Below are 18,502 nucleotides of genomic sequence, written 5' to 3'. Positions count from 1 at the left end.
GCCGGTCCCTTCGATGATCGAAGGGACCGGCCACGACGCGTTCTCGTAGGGGCAGGGGGAGACGGTCCGCACGCCCGCGTGTGCCGCCAGGGGGTGGACGGCCGCTACGGGTCCAGGCGAGGGGGCTCGTCGCCGGGGAGCGGAGGCAGGGAACCGGCGATCTCCCGCAGGTCGTTGCGGACCTTGAGCGCCAGCCCCTTGGTCGCGGAGCGGTTGAGGGCCGCACCGGCCGCGGCGCCGGTGAGCAGGGGGCCCATGGTGGACATGCTCCGGCCGAAGACGCGGAGCATGCGCCTGCGCAGCGCGCTCTTGGCCGCGGTGCCGAGTGCGCTGGTGAGGGTGCCGCCCTCCAGGGGGTTGATGCCGCGCTGCCGCGCCCAGGACGTCACGAACGCGGCACCGCGCGCGGTGCCGCTGCCCTGGACGCTGACGCCGTACACCTCGTGCAGCTCGGCGATCATCTTCACCTCGATGGCCGCGACGACGAGCGTCTCGGCGGCGAGCTGGGCGGGCGCCGTCAGCAGCAGCGGCGGGGCGGCGAACTCCACCGCGGCCAGCGCGCCCCCCGCGGCGCCGACGGCGGTCGTGGCGTTGCCCGCCGCCTTGACGATCCGGTCGGCGAGCTCCTCGCCCATCAGCCCGTGGTGGTGGGCCTGGAGGGTCTCCAGATCGCGGATCGGGATGTGCGGCGCGGCCGCGATCAGCAGGTCGGCGAGCCACCTGCCGCGCGCGACGCCCGCGGCCCCCACCCTGCGGGCGCTCTGGCCGAGCAGCCTGGCCAGTCGCCCGAGCAGGCGACCGCGGGTCTCGCGGTCCATGTCCTCGTCGGAGGCGAGCCGGCCGATCAGCTCGCCCAGCTCCGTGGAGCCGTCGCCGCGCGCCGGCTCCACCTCGCCATGACGCGGTTCGATCTCTCCCGTCACCCGGCCTCTCCCGTCACGCGCCCTCTTCCCGTCACCGGTGGCCGCCGGTCAGGCGGCGCACTCGCGGCAGACCGGCTGGCCGTTCTTCTCGGTGGCCAGCTGGCTGCGGTGGTGCACCAGGAAGCAGCGCGTGCAGGTGAACTCGTCGGCCTGACGAGGCACCACCCGGAAGGTGAGCTCCTCGTTCGACAGGTCGGCGCCCGGCAGCTCGGCGACCTCGCCGGCGTCCAGGTCCTCGTCGATGATGCTGGCCGCCTTGTCGGCGCGCCGTGCCTGGAGCTCCTGGAGGCTGTCCTCACTCAGGTCGTCGTCTGTCTTGCGTGGGCTGTCGTAGTCGGTCGCCATCTTCTATCTCCATCCCCCTCAGTGCTTTATGCGCCCCGTCGCGCGGATCTAACGCTCGGGGGACCGTTCTTGTGCCCGATCCGGGCGGGAAATTCTGTCACGGTTGGTGACCTGCGACACACGAGGCGCGACCGTTCCCACGAGTGACACCCGTCACCCGACCCTTCCCTCGCACTGTGTCATCCGTCACATGCCCGCCGGGCGACACCGCCCCGTTGCGGGGGCCGTGGCGCCTGCCGGGGTTCCCGCGGCGGCGGGGATCATATCGGTCCCGGAGGCGTTGTGCGCACCGACCGCCCCACAGACGGCGCGGCGCGGCGGGACGGCCCGATCCGGCAGGGCGAACACCGAACCGGATACATCGGTGAAACGTCAGAACTAACGCGATATCGTGCCCGCCTGAGGTTGGGGGCGGACCCCCTGCGGGGTCAGCCCGGCGATCGCCGGCAACGGGGCCCCGCGAGCGGGTCCGGCGCACAATGTCGCGGACATCACTGCGGGTCACTGGAGGGTCAGATGCCGGATGCCGCTCCGCTGGAGCCGGGCGATCCTAGGGCACTCGGACGGTACGAGGTCATCGGACGGTTGGGCGCCGGGGGCCAGGGCGCCGTCTACTTGGGCAAGGCGCCGAACGGCGAGTACGTCGCCGTCAAACTGCTGCACGCACAGATGGCCAACGATCCGGCCGCGCGTGCCCGGTTCACCCGCGAGGTCGCGGCCGCGCAGAAGGTCGAGCCCTTCTGCACGGCCCGGGTACTGGAGGCCGACGTTCAGGGCGACCAGCCCTACGTCGTCAGCGAGTTCATCGACGGGCCGTCCCTGCACGACGTCGTCGCGCACGACGGGCCGCGGAGCGCGGCGGAGCTGGAGCGGCTCGCGATCGGCACGGTGACCGCGCTCGCGGCCATCCACGAGGCCGGCATCGTGCACCGCGACTTCAAGCCGAACAACGTCATGCTGGCCTCCGACGGCCCGCGCGTCGTCGACTTCGGCATCGCGCGGACGGTCAACTCGCAGGAGAGCGCCGTCACCGCGACGGGCATGGTGGTCGGCACGCCCGGCTACCTGGCGCCCGAGCAGCTCACCGGCGCGCCGCTCACCCCGGCCGTGGACATCTTCGCCTGGGCGGCGACCATGGTGTTCGCCGCCACCGGGCAGTCCCCGTTCGAGGCCGACACGCTGCCGGTCATCATCAACCGGATCCTCAACGAGGAGCCCGACCTGTCGGCGCTGCCCCCGGGCCCGCTGCGCGACCTGATCGGGCGCTGCCTGTCCAAGGACGCGGGTCTGCGCCCGCCCGCGGCGCAGCTGCTGCTGAACCTGCTCGGCCACGTCGGCGCCGCGCCCGCCAACCAGGGCGCCGGGCAGGAGGACCTGCTCAACCAGGGCACCCGGATCGCCTCGCAGCTTCCGCCGCCGCCCCCGGTGCCGCCGGCGCCGCGGCCCCGGCCGCAGCAGCAGCCGATCACCCCGCCGCCCATGCCGCTGCACCAGGGCGGGATGCCCGGCCCGGGCGCGCCGCAGCAGCCGATCACGCCGCCGCCCATGCCGATGTACCAGGGCGGGGCGATGCCGCCCCCGCCGCAGGGCCAGCCGCGGATGCCGATGCCGCCCGGCCCGCAGTACGGCCCGCCGCCGAAGCAGTCCAGCTCCGCCGGACCGATCATCGCGATCGGCTGCGGCGCGCTCGCGCTGATCGTGGTCCTGGTGGTCGTGGTCCTCGCCATCATCGGCGCCAACAGCGACGACGACCCGCCGACGCCGACCTACTCGCCGCCGAACACCTACACGCCGAGCGAGACGCCGACCTCGAGCACCACCGGCGGGCTGCTCGGCAACTGGACCGGCAACGGGTACCAGCCGGGTGCCGGATCCGGCCACACGTCCTTCAACGTGAAGTTCTCCCTGCTGTACTCCAGCGGCGTCGCGACGTACACCTACCCGTCCGGCGCCCAGGACACCTGCTACACCCGGCTGTCGCTGCTGTCCGGCGACGAGGACAGCGCGAAGGTCCAGTACCGGGAGACGCCGATGGCGGGGATGGACCCGAAGGAGTGCGCCTCCGGGTACGTCACGTTCGTCCCGTCCTCCGGCGGCACCTCGATGCGGTGGGAGTGGCGCCAGCTCCAGTCCGAGACGAGCGCGACCGCCTACGGGACCGTGTCCAAGTCATGACCGAGACGTCCAACGCATGACCGAGGTCGCCCCCCTCCGCAAGGGCGACCCCTCCCGGCTCGGCGCGTACCGGCTGACCGGCCTCCTCGGCGAGGGCGGGCAGGGCGCCGTCTACCTCGGGGAGGACGAACCGGGCCATCGGGTCGCCGTGAAGCTGCTGCACGCGCGCTTCAGCGGCGACCCGAAGGCCCGCTCGCGGTTCGCGGCCGAGGTCGCGGTCGCCAAGCGGGTGTCGGCGTTCTGCACGGCCCGCGTCCTGGACTCCGACGTCGAGGGCGACCGCCCCTACATCGTCAGCGAGTACATCGACGGGCCGGCGCTGTCGCGGGTGCTGGCGAAGGACGGCCCGCGGCGCGGCGCCGACCTGGACCGGCTGGCGATCGGCACGATGACGGCGCTCGCCGCGATCCACCAGGCGGGGGTCGTGCACCGCGACTTCAAGCCCGCCAACGTGCTGCTCGCGCCGGACGGCCCGCGGGTGATCGACTTCGGCATCGCGCGGGCGCTGGACGCCACCGGGACCATGTCCAGCACGGCGATCGGCACCCCCGCCTACATGGCGCCCGAGCAGATCTCCGGGGCGCCGGTGGGGCCGGCCGCCGACGTGTTCGCGTGGGCCGCGACGATGGTGTACGCGGCGAACGGCCGGCCCGCGTTCGGGCAGGACTCGATCCCGGCGGTGATGCACCGCATCCTGAACCTGCCGCCCGACCTCGGCGACCTTCCCGAGCCGCTGCGCGGCATCGTGGCGAACTGCCTCAGCAAGGACCCGGCACTGCGTCCCGCCTCCCAGCAGGTCCTGGCGCACCTGCTGGCGCTGGCGGGCAGCCTTCCGCAGCCGGGCGCCCGGCAGACCGACGCGCCGGCGCTCACCCAGGACGCGCTGATGCTCACCCAGGGCGCCCAGACGGCGGCCACCGAGTCCGCGCGGCTGCGCTCGCAGGCGCCGCCGCCCTTCCAGGCCGGCCCTCCGGTGCCGCACGCGCCGCCGCCCATGCCGCCGCCCATGCCGGGCGCGGGGTGGCCCTCGCCGACCCAGCCGGTCAACGGGAGCACCCCCGCCGCGTGGCCGTCCGTCTCCTCTCCCGGAGTCGACTTCACCAAGCCGTCCGGCAGCGGAAAGGGGCCCCGCATCGGCGTGCTCGCCAGCGTGGGGGGCGCCGCGCTGGCCGTGCTGGTCCTCGCCGCCGGCGTCGCCTGGGTCCAGTTCCGCGGGGACGGCGCCCAGGGCACGACGGCCACGGGCGGGCGGATCGGCGGGACGCTGCCCGTCGCGATGTCGACGCCCACGGCCACCGACGGCGGGTTCGACCCCTCGCGCGCCCTCAGCGGCACCGAGCGGTTCCTCAGCAAGCAGCTGTTCACCGGCCTCACCGAGGTCGGCGCCGACGGCACCGCCCGCAACCGGCTCGCGACGGCGATCAGGCCGGACGCCGAATGCCGCAAGTGGACCATCACGCTCAGGAGCGGGACGAGCTTCAGCAACGGCGAGGCCGTCGACGCGCACGCGTTCGCCCGCGGCTGGGCGCGCAGCGCGGCGGACAAGACCGGCCCCGCGTCCTACCTGATGACCGACATCGAGGGGTACTCCTCGGTGTCGGACGCCGGGACCGGGCTGCTGTCCGGGGTCACGGTGGTGTCGGGCACCTCGTTCCAGGTCGCGCTCACCTCCCCCAACTGCGATTTCGCGGACCGGCTGTCCGAACCGGCGTTCATGCCCGTCCCCGAGGAGGCGGGCAAGGTCGACAACGCGGCGTTCAACACCCGTCCCATCGGCAACGGCCCGTTCACGCTGCAGGAGTACAGCAAGGGCGCGTCGGTCTCGCTCGTCCGCAACGACGGCTGGGCGTTCGGCAAGACCAAGCTGGACGGCGTCACGGTGATGCTGACCGACGACTCCGCCAAGGGGCGCACCGCCTACACGGCGGGGCAGACCGACTGGTACGCGGTGGGCACCGAGGACCTGGCCTCGACCCCGAGGACGGGCCTGGTCTCCCATCCCGCGCCGTTCACCCGGATGCTCGTCCCGATCACCGCCCGGGGCCCGATGGAGTCGAAGGAGGCCCGGCAGGCCGTCTCCTACGCCCTCGACCGGAGCAAGCTCAGCCTGGCGCTCGGCGGTTTCCCCAAGCCCGCGTACGGCATCGTCCCCGCGCCGGTTCCCGGGTTCGGCCGGCGGGGCGCCTGCCCGTCCTGCGACGGGACGGACGCCGAGAAGGCGAAGATGCTGGCCGCGCAGGCCGGGCTGAGGTCGGGAAGCGCCGTCCGGCTGTACTACCGCCAGTCGCCCGTCGACCAGCGCCTCGCCGCGGTCGTCAGCTCGCAGCTGAAGTCGGTGCTCGGTCTGGAGGTCGAGATGAAGTCCTACCCCATCTCCGAGTTCACGAAGTACCGCGACGACGTCATGTCCAAGGACGCGTCCGGGCTGGCGTTCCTGCCCTACGGTCCCGACTACCCGGGCGCCTACACGATGCTGTGGCCGCTGCTGGGCGGCGGCGAGGCGAACGCGACGGGCTTCTACAACCTGGGCAAGTGGAGGAACGACACCTTCGACGGGACGATCTCCAGGGCGCTCAGGACGGCGACGCCGGCCGACCGGACCGCCCTGTTCAGGCAGGCCGAGAAGGTGGCGCTGGACGACATGGCCCTCATCCCGCTCCTGAACGACACCCGGGTCGCCATGGTCAGGCCCGGCAAGTACGTCAGGCTGGAGCCGGACTACGACGGCGACCCGACCGCGGCGACCGCCGCGCTGAAGTAGCCGCGGCGGCCGCCGCGCTCAGGCGGGCGGCTGGCCCGGTGGGAGGCGGACGGTGACGATCAGTCCGCCGCCCGGACGCGGCGCCGCGTAGACGGCGCCGCGGTGGGCCAGCACCACCGAGCGGACGATCGACAGGCCGAGACCCGCGCCCTTGGCCGACTCGACGCGGTCGGCGTTCAGCCGCCGGAACGGCTCGAACAGCCGCTCCACCTCGTAGGCGGGCACGACGGGCCCGGTGTTCTCGACCTGGACGGTGGCGTAGCCCTCCAGCATGCCGGTGCGGATCCACAGCTCGCCGCCGTCCTCGACGTTGTGCTTGATCGCGTTCTCGACGAGGTTGGACACCAGGTGCTCCAGCAGCACCGGGTCGCCGAGCGCCGTCCCGGACGTCAGCTCGGGGTGGACGGCCACGACGTTGTCGTGCCGGCGGCGGGCCGAATGCTCCAGCACCGTCGCCGCCACCTCCGCCAGGTCGACCGGCGTGCGGGAGGTCAGCTCCCGCTCGCTGCGGGCCAGCAGCAGCAGCCCCTCGATGAGCCGCTCGTGCCGGGCGTTGGTCGCCAGCAGCGTCCGGCCGACGGCGCGCAGGTCGTCGGACACCTCGGGGTCGCCGAGCGCCACCTCCAGCAGCGTCCGGTTGATCGCGAGCGGGGTGCGCAGCTCGTGCGAGGCGTTCGCGACGAACCGGCGCTGGGTGTCGAACGCCTGCCCGAGCCGCTCCAGCATCGCGTCGAACGTGTCGGCCAGCTCCTTGATCTCGTCGTCCGGGCCCTCCAGCGCGATCCGCTCGTGCAGCGTGCTCTCCGACAGCCGGCGCGCGGTCGTCGTGACCCGCTGGAGGGGGCTGAGCGCCCGGTCGGCGACGAACCAGCCGAGCACCAGCGTGATGACGCCCACCCCGCCGAGCGCGAGCAGCGACCGCCCGACGAGCTGGCGCATCGTCTGCTCGACGAACTGGCGCTGCAGCTCGGCCGCCTCCGCGTCGGTGATCCCGAAGCCGATCACCTTGACGTTGCCGAGGATGTTGGCCATCAGGACCGACATCACGAACAGCAGCAGCGCGCCCGCCATGAAGAACAGCAGCCCGTACAGCAGGGTGAGGCGCAGCCGCACGCTCATCCGGCCCGGCATCACCGTCATCTGGCCGAACGGCCCGCCCGGCTCGCCGCGCCACACGCCCTTCGCCGCGGGGTGCGGCTGGGGGACCTGCTGCGGGCCGGGGCGGCGCCACCGCCCGCCGCGCCGGGCCCCGGCGTCGCCGGCGTCGCCGGGGAGCGCGGTCGGCTGGGTGGCCTGCGCGCCGCCCTCCTGGGGCGGGGTCGGGCGGGCGGCCTCGCCGTCCGTTCCGTCCGGACGGTCCTGGGGTGCGGTCTCCTCGGTCACAGGCGGTATCCCACTCCGGGCACGGTCTCGATCACCGGGGGCTCGCCGAGCTTCTTGCGCAGCGTCATCATCGTGACCCGGACCACGTTGGTGAACGGGTCGATGTGCTCGTCCCACGCCTTCTCCAGCAGGTGCTCGGAGCTGACGACGGCGCCGTCTGCGCTGAGCAGCACCTCCAGCACCGCGAACTCCTTGCGGGTCAGCTCCACCGGGCGGCCGTCGCGCGCGACCTCGCGGCGGGCCGGGTCGAGGGTGATCCCGGCGCGCTCCAGGACGGGCGGCAGCGGCGCGGCGGCGCGCCGGCCGAGGGCCCGGACCCGGGCGATCAGCTCGGCGAACGCGAACGGCTTGGCCAGGTAGTCGTCGGCGCCGATGGACAGGCCCTCGACCTTGTCGTCCAGCTCCCCCGCCGCCGTCAGCATGATGATCCGCGCCGGGTAGCGCTGCGCCACGAGCTGCTTGCAGACGTCGTCGCCGTGCACCTTGGGCAGGTCCCGGTCCAGCACGATCACGTCGTACTCGTTGACGCTCGCCCGGTCCAGCGCGCCGGCGCCGTCGTAGGCCACGTCCACGGCCAGCGTCTCCCGGCGCAGTCCGGTGGCGATCGCGTCGGCGAGCACGCGCTCGTCCTCGACGACTAGAACACGCAAAGGGTCCCCCTCCTCATCGGGGCACGGCCGGCCCCGCGCCCGGAACATGACGCTTCACACATGCCCGCTTCAGATATGCCATGGAGGCCGTAAGACGCCCGTAAGCAGCTGTTCCTCTCCCGGTACGGCAGATCGTGATCTCGTGGACGCAAGGATCCGCGAAAATTGCATCGCAAGTCAGGTTTACCTTCAGCCTAGGCCTGGGTAGGCATGGGCACGATCCGGGAGGAGGCCCATGGGCGAGTTGACACGCATGATCCAGCAGCGGCTCGACGACGCGTACGCGTCGCTGCGGAGCGCCCACCAGGATGGGGACACCTACCTGGCGGACATCCGCCAGGAGGAGATCGACGACCTGCGCCGGATCGCAGCGAACAATGACATCGGCGTCGAACCGCCCCGCTGCGACTGACCCCGCCGTCGCAAGGCGCTGTCCGTGACGGGGAGCCCGGGACCCGGTCCCGCGCTCCCCGTCGCGGTCTCCGCCCTCCCGCGTCAGTCCCTGGCCGGGTCCAGCGGGGCCAGCAGGTCGTGCAGGGCCTCGAAGGTGCCGGGGCCGGCGGCGATCGTCAGCTCCGGGCCGGGGGCCGCGCCGTGCAGCCCCTCGACGCGCCCGCCCGCCTCCCGGACGATCAGCCCGCCGGCGGCGATGTCCCACGCCTGCACGCCGCGCTCGTAGTAGGCGTCCGCCCGCCCGGCCGCGAGGGAGCACAGGTCCACGCAGCACGACCCGCCCCGGCGGATGTCGCGGATGTTCGGCAGCACCCCGGTGAGCACCTCCGCCTGCCGCGCCCGCCGTCCCGCCTCGTAGCCGAACCCGGTGGACACCAGCGCCCGGCCGAGCGGGACGTGCGCGTTCACGCGGAGCTCGCGCGTGCCGGACGCCGTGTGCTGGAGGGCGCCGCCGCCGAGCACCGCCGTGTAGGTCTCCTCCCGGCGCGGGATCTCCACCACGCCGGCGACGGCCTCGCCGTCGACCTCGGCGGCGATGCTGACCGCCCAGTCGGGCAGGTCGTAGAGGTAGTTGACGGTGCCGTCGATCGGGTCGACCACCCACCGCACGCCGCTCCCGCCGGCCTGGGTGCCGCCCTCCTCGCCGAGGAAGCCGTCGCCGGGGCGCACCGCCCTGATCCGCTCGATGATCAGGCGTTCGGCGGCGCGGTCCATCTGGGTGACGACGTCGGTCGGCGACGACTTGGTCTGGACGACGTCCGGGCCGTCCGCGGGCCGCTTGTCGACCAGCATCCGGCCCGCCTCGCGGGCGGTCGCCACGGCCAGCTCCAGCAGCTCCTCGGCCAGGCTCATGAGACCCCTTCCAGGAGGTGGCGGGGCAGGGCGGCGAAGCGCGGGTCGCTTCCGGGCGTGCCGGCGCGCTCGTAGGCGAGCCCGAGCTCGGCGGCCAGGTCCGCGGCCTCGACGTCGAGGTCGTACTTGACCTCCATGTGGTCGGAGACGAACCCGATCGGCACGACCGCCACGGCGCGCACGCCCCGGCCGTGCAGCTCCTCCAGGTGGTCGGTGATCTGCGGCTCCAGCCACGGCTGGCTCGGCGGCCCGCTCCGGCTCTGGTACACCAGGTCCCACGGCGCCCCGGGCGCCGCCCGCTGCGCGACCGCCTGCGCGGCGGCGTGCAGCTCCGCGGTGTACAGCTCCCGGCCGGGCTGGGACAGCGGCACGCTGTGGGCCGTGAAGACCAGCCGCGCCCCCTCGGGCAGGCGGCTCAGCGCGTCCTTCGCCGCGTCCGCGAACGGCTCGATGAAGCCGGGCCGGTCCGCGTAGACGGGAAGCTTGTCGATCTCAGGGGCGCCGGGCACCTCGTCGCGGGCGCGGGCGATGTCCTCGAGGTACTGGTCGTTCGTCGAGTAGCCGCTGTAGGCGGACGTGGCGAACGCGGCGGCGCGCCGGATCCCGTCCTCCTTCATCTGCCGGACGGTGTCGGCGAGATAGGGGGTCCAGTTCCGGTTGCCCCAGTACACGGGCAGGTCCACGCCGTTGGCGGCGAAGTCGGCCTCGATCGCGGCCTTGAGGTCCCGGCACTGCTGGTTGATCGGACTGACCCCTCCGAACAGGAAGTAGTGCTCTCCCACCTCCTCCAGGCGCTCCTTGGGGATGTTGCGTCCCCTGGTGACGTTCTCCAGGAACGGGATCACCTCTTCGGGCCCTTCAGGCCCTCCGAAGGACAGCAGAAGCAACGCGTCATACGACGTCATGCGTCCATCCAATCAGCCCCGGACCCGATCCCCCGCCAGGGGTGCTCACTCGTAGCGCGCCGAGTAGGCCCTCGCCAGGTTGAGCACCTTCTGGACGTACCAGTCCGCGTGGTTGTACTGCCAGACGGCCCGGTAGAGCTGTTGCCCGCCCCTGCCGGCGCCGTTCGCGCACAGGTACTTGGCGGCCCCCGGGATGGCGTCGTAGGGGTTCATGATGTCGGCCTTGCCGTCGCGGTCGCCGTCCACCCCGTACGCCTTCCACGTCGAGGGCAGGAACTGCATCGGGCCGAGCGCGCCCGCGCTGGAGCGGCCGGCGTTGCGCCCGTGGTCGCTCTCGACCTGGCCGATCGCGGCGAGGACCGTCCAGGACAGGCCGCGGCAGCTCCCGGCCGCCTGCTTGTAGAGGTCCAGGTACCTGCCCGGGCGGCCGCCGTCCGCGGGCGTCTGGTACTTGCGCTCGTGCAGGTTCAGCACGCTCGTGCCGGGGCCGAGGACCCTGCCGACGGCCTTGACGACCTTGGCGGGGTCCACCCCGGGCGCGTTGACGAGGACGGCCACGTTGGGGACGAGCCCCATGTCCTCCCCGGACTTCCTGCTGACGAGCATGTCGATGCCGGGCAGGCCGAGCGGACCGGAACCGCCCATGGTCAGCTTCGGCATCGTCCGCGCCACCACGGGGTACTGGTAGCCGCGGTTGAGCTGGAGCTGCTGCGCGGCCGCGGGCGAGACCACGAACTGGTTCCCGGCCAGGGCGGCCCACAGGTCGGTCTTCTTCGCCGTCGCGGGCGGCGTCCAGGAGCGGAACGACGACGGGTCGACGGCGAGCGCGTTCACCTGGCGGCCCTGGAGCTGGACGGCGCCGCCCGCGACGGCCGCCACGTCCCCGACCCTGCCGAGCCTCGCGATCCGGTTGATCTTGGCGGCGGGGATCGAGCCGGTGCCGACGGCGAGCACGTCGGGCGGCACGACGCGGCGCAGCGGCGCGACCTGGCCGCCGGTGGCCACGTTGACGGGGTCGCCCGGCCGGACGTTCGGCGGCGCGGCCTCCTGCGGCGGGCCGGCCCCCGCCGGATCCGCCTTCTCCGTGGTCAGCGCCGCGTAGACGCCGCCGGAGGTGCTGGCGACGGCCAGCACGGCGATACCGCCGATGAGGAACGGCAGGGCCCGGCCGCCCCGTGCGCCCCCTCCTCGCGGAGCCCGCTTCCTCTTCTCGGGCCGCGGCCGCTGCGGACGGGCGGCGGGCGCCTCACCGCCGGCGATCGCGCCGGTGCGCGGAGCTGAAGGAGGAGCCACAACATTTCCCCACGAGTCTCGCTACGGACGGTTAGCCTGCCGTGGTTACCGGATCGTACGGTATCGCCGACTCTGTGCCCCCGCTCGGGCCGTCCAAAAATGTGAACTTTCCTCACGATCGATTCCTGAGTAGAGTCACCGCATGTCCCCAGTGACCAACCAGACGTGGCAGAACTGGGCGGGAAACCAGCAGGCCACGCCGCATCGCGTCGCCACGCCGCGCAGCGCCGCCGAGGTGGCCGCCGAGGTCCGGTCGGCCGCCGGCGACGGCCTCACGATCCGCATGACCGGCACCGGGCACTCCTTCACCGGGGCCGCCGTCGCCGAGGGCGTCCTGCTCCGTCCCACCGCGCTCACCGCGGTCCGCTCCGTCGACACCGCCACGGGGCTCGTCACCGTCGAGGCGGGCCTGCCGCTGCACACGTTCAACCGCGTCCTGGACGAGCACGGCCTCGCACTCGCCAACATGGGCGACATCCAGGAGCAGACCGTCGCGGGCGCCTTGCAGACCGCCACGCACGGAACCGGGCGCGACGCGGCCGGGCTCGCCTCCCAGGTCGCCGCCCTGGAACTCGTCCTCGCCGACGGCACCATGACGAACTGCTCGCGCGAGGAACGTCCCGACCTGTTCGCCGCGGCCCTCGCCGGGCTCGGCGCGCTCGGCGTCGTCACCGCCATCACCTGGCGGACCGTCCCGGCGTTCCTCCTGCGCGCGCAGGAGGCCCCGATGAAATGGGACGAGGTGCTCGCGCGCGTGGACGAGTTCGACGCCGCCAACGAGCACTTCGAGTTCTACTGGTTCCCGCACACCGAGGGCTGCCTGACCAAGCGCAACAACCGCGTCGAGGGCCCCGCGGAGCCTCTGTCGAAGTTCAAGCACTGGCTGGACGACCAGTTCCTGTCCAACACCGTCTTCGGGGCGGTCAACAGGGTCACCCACAGGGCACCCGCGTCGGCGCCCTTCGTGAACGGCATCTCCGCCAAGGCACTCGGGGCCCGCACATACAGCGACACCTCGTACAAGGTCTTCACCAGCCCTCGCACGGTCCGCTTCAAGGAGCAGGAGTACGGGATCCCGCGCGAGGCGCTCGTCCCCGCCCTGCGCGAACTCCGCTCACTGTTCACCAAGCGCGACTGGCGGATCAGCTTCCCCATCGAGGTCCGGCTGCTTCCGTCCGAGGACGCCTGGCTGTCCATGGCGCACGGACGGCCGAGCGCGTTCATCGCCGTGCACGTCTACCACCGCGACCCGCACGAGGACTACTTCCGCGGCGTCGAAGACCTCCTGACCGGGCTCGACGGCCGCCCGCACTGGGGCAAGCTCCACACCCGCGACGCCGCCTACCTGCAGAAGGTGTACCCCCGGTTCGACGACTTCCGCGCCCTGCGCGACGAACTGGACCCGGACCGCCGCTTCGCCAACCCCTACACCAGGCAGATCTTCGGCGAGTAGCCGTGCTGGGCTGGCCGGGGGGTGGTCAGTCGCCGGGGGTGGTGCCGCTCTGCGGGGTGGGGACGCCCTGGCCGCCGTCCTGCGGGCCTCCGGTGGTCGCCGGGGCCTCCGGGGTCGTCGGGGCCGTCGTCGGCGGCGCGGTCGTGGGGTCCTGCGTCGGGCGCTCGGTCGGCTCCGACGACGGCTGCGGCGCCGTCGAGCCCGGCCCTCCGGTGGGCGACCCGCCCGTCGGCGTGCCGCTCGGCGAGGAGCCGGGCTGCTCGGTGGTGCCTTCGGAGGGGCTCTGCGAAGGCGTGTCGGCCGGCCGCCCGCCGCCCCCGCCGTCGAGGACCTTGGTGACGGTCAGGCCCTTGCCGCCCCCGCCGCCGACCGGCTGGCCGGTGCTCGCCTCGTAGAGCGTGATCCCGCCGATGACGACCGCGAACACCGCCGCCGAGGAGACCACCAGCTTCACCCAGTGCGCCCTGGCCCACTCCACCGTGCTCTGCCACGCCGAGCGCCGGACGACCTGGCGCACCGCGTCCTCGCCCGCCTCCTCGGCGAACGCGGCGGCCACCGTCTGCGCCGGGTCCAGGCGCGTGGCGTTGGGGTCGCCGCCGGGATCGAGCCGCGTGGCGTTCGGGTCGCCCCCGCCGAACACGGGGTCCAGCCGCGTCGCGCCGGGATCGCCGGACCACGCCACGGTCCGGGTGGGATCGGCGCTCCTCGCCTCCTCCGCCGCCCCCTCGGCCATGTCCCGCCGCCGGACCGCCGACTGCAGGTGCGTCATCTCCCTGATCTGCTCGCGGCCCTGGTCGAGGTAGTGCTTGCCGACCGCCGACCCCGCCGTCGAGATCACGCTCATCAGCGCCGCTCCGATGATCGTCCCGTACACGCCCAGGTAGGACGCGCCCAGGGCGGCGACCGCCGTCGCCACCGCACTCGCGATCAGCTGCGTCGTGCTCACATCCGGCAGCTTGCGCGGCATCGCCCTGTTCACCCCTGTCTCTCGCCACGGACACCCCGAAAGTGAACTGATCGGGAGGACGCGGGTGTTCCTGCCCACGACGTGACGCTCGCAACGTCGGGGCGGCGGAAGCTTCGCGGCCCCGTCAGGAACGGTGTGGAAAAGGATGGACAAGAATCGAGCAGAGCGGCCCCCCGCCGGTCGCGGCACCGGCAAGCTTGGTCAGGTGCCCTCTTCGACCTCGTGAAGAGGGCTTCGAGAGCGGCGATGTTCGGACATGCCGGGTACGGTGCTGGCAGCAGGTGTGTCCGAAAGAGAGACTCGGGAACCCGGGGGAAGGGCACGCATGCGCCCTCGGTGGGCATCGGACGGCCGACCGGTCAGAGCACGGTCGCGCGGTCCGGCGTCCTCCGTGCCATCTGGACAGGGCAGGAAGGACACGCATGCAGGAGCTGCGCCTCGTCGCGGTCAGCGAGGACGGTACGTACCTCGTCCTGGCCACCGCGGGCCGAGGCACCCGGTTCACCCTGCCCGTCGACGACCGGCTCCGCGCCGCGGTCCGTGGGCACTTCTCCCGCCTCGGCCAGTTCGAGATCGAAGTGGAGAGTCCCTTGCGCCCCAAGGAGATCCAGGCCCGCATCCGGTCCGGGGAGACCGCGGAGGAGATCGCCGAGTCGGCGGGCATCCCGGTCGAACGCGTCCGCTGGTTCGAGGGTCCGGTCCTGCAGGAACGCGAATACATGGCCCAGCAGGCGCAGCGCGTCACCGTCCGCCGCCCCGGCGAGTCCACGCCGGGCCCGCCGCTCGGCGAGACCGTCGAGGAGCGCCTCGGCCGCGGCGGCGTCGACCTGGAAGAGGTCGAGTGGGACTCCTGGAAGTGCGAGGACAACACCTGGCGCGTCCGGCTGTCCTTCTTCGAGGGCGGCCGCCCGCACGCCGCCGAGTGGACGTTCGACCCGCGCCGCCGGCACGTCTCCCCGCTGGACGAGGTCGCCGCCCGGCTCACCTCCGTCGAGTGGGACGACGACGACGCGCTCTCCGACACCGTCACGCCGCTCGTCCCTCGCCGCCCCGCGATGAAGGTCGTCTCCAGCGACCGCGACGCCGCTCCCGGCGGCCGCGGGCTGCCCTCGCGCGGCCTGCCCGCCGAGCCCGAGCAGAGCGCCCCCGAGCCGCTGCGCGCCGCGGAGCCCCGCGCGTACATCGTGGAGCGCGGCCGCATGGTCGACCCGAGGCCCGCCTTTCGCGAGGCGGCCGAGCCGCCCTCCCTGCGCGAGGCGGCCACGCCGCCGCGACCGGCCGTGCGCGCCCCTGAGCCGCCCCGTCCCGCCCCGCCGGCCGAGGAGGCGGCCCCGGAGGTGCCCTCCGCCGAGGCGCTCGCCGACGAGGCCGCCAAGCCCGTCCAGAGCGAGGAGCCGCCCGGCGTCGCCGCCGGGTCCGGGACGGCCGAGCCCGCCGGGTCCCCCGGCATGGCCGACGAGGACGCGCGCGACCTGGCCGGCGAGACCGCCGAGCCCGTCGAGGAGAACGCCGACGAGGCCGCCGCCGCCGCGGAGGAGGCGCGACCCGTCGAGGCCGCCGAGGAGCCGGAAGACGAGGCCGCGGTTCCCGAGGAGATCGAAGCGCTCGACGGGGACGGCGCCGAAGAGGTCCGGGAAGCGGAGCACGCGTCCGCCGCCGAACCGGCCGAACCGGCCGAGACGGCTCCTCCGGAGCAGGTGGGCGGCGACCACGAGGCAGCGGAAGCGCACGAGGCCGGCGAGGCACCGGAGGCCGTGGAGGCTCCCGAACCGGTACAGGCCGCCCCCTCGGCGGAGCCGGAGGAACCGGCCGAGCCCGCCGAGACGCCGCAGGTGCCCGCCGCCTCCGCGCCGCGCGTCCCCGAGGACGAGCGGGAGACCGCGCCCGTCCGCACGCCCGCCCCGCCGCGCGAGCCCGCCGTGGAGAGCACGCCCGCCGCCCCGGCGCGGCAGCCCTCGCGGCCGCCCGCCAAGAAGAAGCCGGCGACGCGCCCCACCATGCCCGCCGCCGCTCAGGACAAGCCGGCCACCGGATCGCCCGCGGCCGCCGCGGCGGCCGGCGAGCCCGCGGGCTCGCCGCGTCCGGCCCGGCGCCGCAAGGCCAAGGGCAAGCGCGCCTCCGTCCCCTCCTGGGACGAGATCATGTTCGGTGCCCGCCGGCCCGAATAGGCTCGGCGCCCGCACCGGGCGGCCCGTCCAGGAACGGGGCCAGCCACGCGGGGGTGATGGCGGCGGCGAGGGCTACGGCGTCCTTTTCGGACATGTCCGTCGCCGCGCAGCCCCCGTCGCCCGCGCCCACCGCCGCGAAGAGGGTGGCGAGGCCCAGCCTGCGCTGGAAGAGCGTCTGGCGGACCCGCCAGCCGATCACGGCCGAGTGCTCGACGACGACCTGGCGGCGCCGCAGGGAGCCCGACCGGACGGTGAGCCGGTCCCCGTCGGTGGCATGGCCCAGCTGGCGGTAGCGGTCCAGCCCCAGCGGCACGGCGAGGACGGCGACCGCCGCGCACGCGCCCGCGACCCAGGGCTGCCCCGCGAGGACGGCCAGGACGCCGACGCCGGCCGGGGGCGCCACCGCGCGGACGACGCGGCGGCTCCGCGCGGCCTGAGGGTGGGCGGCCAGAGGACCGGGGACGTTCCCGACGACGCGCGCGGCGAGGGCCTCGGCGGCCGCCCGGGGCGCGGCGGGCAGGAGCCGCCCCCGCTGGGCGGCGTCCCCAAGGCCGGTGATGAGGGCGCCGAGACGCGCGACTCCCGCCGCGCGCTCGAACGGGTTGTCGGCGAGCTCGACGCCCCGCAGCCGGCGGCGTTCGAGGGAGACGCTGCGGCGGGTGAGGAGCCCGCGCTCGGCGACGACGGACCCGTCCCGCTCGTGGACGGTGAAGTCCCAGTTGAAGAGCGTGAAGGCGATCACCGACATGACGGGCATGGCGATCAGCGTCAGGATGGCGAGCACCAGGACCACGAGGGTGGGCAGCCCCACCACGTCGTGGCCGAGGCTCTCCACGCGCTCCCGCGTGATCAGGCCGAGGTCGTCGCCGAGGTTGTAGACGGTGCCGAGGAGGCTGCCCGCCAGCGCGAACGGCGTCAGCAGGTAGGCGCCGCTCAGCGGGGCGTACAGGTACCAGCGCCGCCGCATCCGGCCGAGGACGCGCCGGGGCGGGACCGGGGCGCCCCGGGCGAGCAGGACGCCGCGCAGCCGTTCGGCCTCGGTGCGGGAGACCGCGTTCAGCTCCCCCTCGCCGCCGTCCGCCCCGGCGTCGATGTGCACGACCGCCAGCCGGAGCAGCCGGTGCGGGAGGGACGCGGTGATGTCCACGCCCCGGATCCGGTCGCGCGGGATGCTCTTGACCGACCGCCCGACGAGCGCGCGCCGGAACTCGATGCGGTCCTCGTGCAGGACGTAGGTGAACGTCACCCAGTTCGCGGCGTGGAAGATCAGCCCGAAGGCCAGCCCCACGAGCGTGAAGTAGAACGCGGTGGACAGCCCGCCCACGAGCAGGCCCGTCGCGCCGGCGGCGAGGAGGGCGAGGAGCTCGCGGACGGCGCCGACCACGAAGGTGAGCGGATGCAGGCGTGCGGTCACGTGGCGTCGTCGCGGAGATCGTGCGCGCGGTGCGCGAGGTCTTCGGCGAGGCGCGTCGCCACCGCCACGGGCAGGCCGGAGACCTCCGAGGAACCGGTGTGGGAGGCGGTGTTCACCTCGATGGTGGCGAGGCCGAGCAACCGTTCGATCAGGCCCTGCTTGCTGTCGACGGTCTGGATGCGCCCGACGGGCACCAGCAGCCATTCGCGGCTGAACCAGCCCGTCCGCGTGTAGACGACGTCGGAGCTGACCTCCCAGCGGTGGACGCGGTACCGCCACACGGGCGCGACCGCGACCATGAGCAGCCCCGCGGCGCCGACGATGTAGGGGAGCCAGCCGATCCGGCCGGTCAGCCAGGCGGGCGGCGCGTCCCAGCCGGCGTCGCCGGCCCAGGCGGCGACGCCGAGGGCGAGGCCGAACGCCAGGCCCCACAGCAGCAGGTACTCGATGGCCCAGTGCGCGATCGCGCGAGGCGAGACACGGTGTTCGGGCGGCCGCAGACGCGGCGGGTGCGGCCCCCCGCCGTCCCTCCGGCGACCGCGCCGCACCGACGTCACACCGCGAGTCTAGAGCGCCGTGGGGCCCCTCCCGCCGCCCCGCGCGGCGGGAACCTCCGGGGAATCGGCGGCACGATCCAGGGCGCGGCGTCGTTTCTGTCAGTGGCGCGTGCGAGATTGTCGGTGGCGCGTGCGAGCTTGTGGCGTGGTTCACGCCGCCGGCGGCGCTCTGCCTGGGGCGGCGGCAGAAAATTGGATGCATG

Annotated in this window: 15 protein-coding genes; 5 read left to right on the top strand and 10 right to left on the bottom strand. The window is 73.9% G+C overall.

Going from position 1 to position 18,502, the window contains the following annotated elements:
- Window positions 1–104: 104 nt before the first annotated feature.
- Window positions 105–923, bottom strand: a complete 819-nt coding sequence (locus tag AB0C84_RS16125) for a hypothetical protein (RefSeq protein WP_361066266.1) — start codon at window positions 921–923, stop codon at window positions 105–107.
- Window positions 924–971: 48 nt separating this feature from the next.
- The gene (locus AB0C84_RS16120; RefSeq protein WP_117404125.1) at window positions 972–1,268 is read right to left on the bottom strand and encodes a DUF4193 domain-containing protein; all 297 of its coding nucleotides are present in this window, start codon (window positions 1,266–1,268) and stop codon (window positions 972–974) included.
- Window positions 1,269–1,784: 516 nt separating this feature from the next.
- Here AB0C84_RS16120 and AB0C84_RS16115 point away from each other — a divergent pair.
- A complete protein-coding gene (locus tag AB0C84_RS16115) occupies window positions 1,785–3,443 on the top strand; it encodes a serine/threonine-protein kinase (protein ID WP_361066263.1) in 1,659 nt (552 codons plus the stop codon).
- Between the two features lie 16 nt (window positions 3,444–3,459).
- Complete coding sequence (locus AB0C84_RS16110; RefSeq protein ID WP_361066259.1) at window positions 3,460–6,204, top strand: ABC transporter substrate-binding protein; 2,745 nt, start codon at window positions 3,460–3,462, stop codon at window positions 6,202–6,204.
- An 18-nt stretch (window positions 6,205–6,222) separates the two neighbouring features.
- Here AB0C84_RS16110 and AB0C84_RS16105 read toward each other — a convergent pair whose 3' ends face one another.
- Both AB0C84_RS16105 and AB0C84_RS16100 read right to left on the bottom strand, forming a co-directional pair.
- Entirely contained in the window at window positions 6,223–7,587 is a 1,365-nt protein-coding gene (locus AB0C84_RS16105; RefSeq protein ID WP_361066256.1) for a HAMP domain-containing sensor histidine kinase, read from the bottom strand.
- A complete protein-coding gene (locus tag AB0C84_RS16100) occupies window positions 7,584–8,237 on the bottom strand; it encodes a response regulator transcription factor (RefSeq protein WP_179847310.1) in 654 nt (217 codons plus the stop codon). The genes AB0C84_RS16105 and AB0C84_RS16100 overlap by 4 nt, the downstream gene beginning before the upstream one ends.
- A gap of 235 nt (window positions 8,238–8,472) precedes the next feature.
- On the opposite strand from AB0C84_RS16100, the gene AB0C84_RS16095 reads away from it, so the two are divergent.
- Window positions 8,473–8,649 carry a hypothetical protein gene (locus AB0C84_RS16095; RefSeq protein WP_179836393.1) on the top strand — a complete coding sequence of 59 codons (177 nt, stop codon included), beginning with the start codon at window positions 8,473–8,475 and terminating at the stop codon, window positions 8,647–8,649.
- An 83-nt stretch (window positions 8,650–8,732) separates the two neighbouring features.
- Here AB0C84_RS16095 and AB0C84_RS16090 read toward each other — a convergent pair whose 3' ends face one another.
- Genes AB0C84_RS16090 through AB0C84_RS16080 form a run of 3 tightly spaced genes read right to left on the bottom strand, consistent with a single transcriptional unit; the run spans window position 8,733 to window position 11,740 of the window.
- Window positions 8,733–9,542: an inositol monophosphatase family protein gene (locus AB0C84_RS16090; protein ID WP_339154403.1), complete on the bottom strand. Its 810-nt coding sequence runs from the start codon at window positions 9,540–9,542 to the stop codon at window positions 8,733–8,735.
- The gene (locus AB0C84_RS16085) at window positions 9,539–10,447 is read right to left on the bottom strand and encodes a ferrochelatase (protein ID WP_339154405.1); all 909 of its coding nucleotides are present in this window, start codon (window positions 10,445–10,447) and stop codon (window positions 9,539–9,541) included. Before AB0C84_RS16085 ends, AB0C84_RS16090 begins: the two co-directional genes overlap by 4 nt.
- 45 nt (window positions 10,448–10,492) lie before the next feature.
- Complete coding sequence (locus AB0C84_RS16080) at window positions 10,493–11,740, bottom strand: lytic transglycosylase domain-containing protein (protein ID WP_361066251.1); 1,248 nt, start codon at window positions 11,738–11,740, stop codon at window positions 10,493–10,495.
- A 142-nt stretch (window positions 11,741–11,882) separates the two neighbouring features.
- Here AB0C84_RS16080 and AB0C84_RS16075 point away from each other — a divergent pair, with 142 nt between their 5' ends.
- Window positions 11,883–13,193: a D-arabinono-1,4-lactone oxidase gene (locus AB0C84_RS16075; protein WP_361066248.1), complete on the top strand. Its 1,311-nt coding sequence runs from the start codon at window positions 11,883–11,885 to the stop codon at window positions 13,191–13,193.
- A 25-nt stretch (window positions 13,194–13,218) separates the two neighbouring features.
- On the opposite strand, the gene AB0C84_RS16070 is transcribed toward AB0C84_RS16075, so the two are convergent.
- Window positions 13,219–14,139, bottom strand: a complete 921-nt coding sequence (locus AB0C84_RS16070) for a hypothetical protein (protein ID WP_361066246.1) — start codon at window positions 14,137–14,139, stop codon at window positions 13,219–13,221.
- 443 nt (window positions 14,140–14,582) lie between these two features.
- Between AB0C84_RS16070 and sepH the strand changes: the two genes are divergently transcribed.
- A complete protein-coding gene (gene sepH, locus AB0C84_RS16065; RefSeq protein ID WP_361066243.1) occupies window positions 14,583–16,328 on the top strand; it encodes a septation protein SepH in 1,746 nt (581 codons plus the stop codon).
- Here sepH and AB0C84_RS16060 read toward each other — a convergent pair.
- Together AB0C84_RS16060 and AB0C84_RS16055 are read right to left on the bottom strand one after the other, a co-directional pair.
- Window positions 16,300–17,742 (bottom strand): PH domain-containing protein, encoded by a 1,443-nt coding sequence (locus tag AB0C84_RS16060; RefSeq protein ID WP_361066240.1) that lies wholly within the window; start codon window positions 17,740–17,742, stop codon window positions 16,300–16,302. The two genes, sepH and AB0C84_RS16060, sit on opposite strands and share 29 nt — an antisense overlap.
- A complete protein-coding gene (locus tag AB0C84_RS16055; protein ID WP_258939417.1) occupies window positions 17,739–18,299 on the bottom strand; it encodes a PH domain-containing protein in 561 nt (186 codons plus the stop codon). Before AB0C84_RS16055 ends, AB0C84_RS16060 begins: the two co-directional genes overlap by 4 nt.
- Between the last annotated feature and the right edge of the window lie 203 nt (window positions 18,300–18,502).

The organism is Actinomadura sp. NPDC048955 (genome assembly GCF_040649435.1).
In the GTDB taxonomy this organism is placed as follows: domain Bacteria; phylum Actinomycetota; class Actinomycetes; order Streptosporangiales; family Streptosporangiaceae; genus Spirillospora; species Spirillospora luteofluorescens.
Note: the sequence above shows the minus strand (reverse complement) of the source record. Positions and strands in the feature narration are given on the sequence as shown.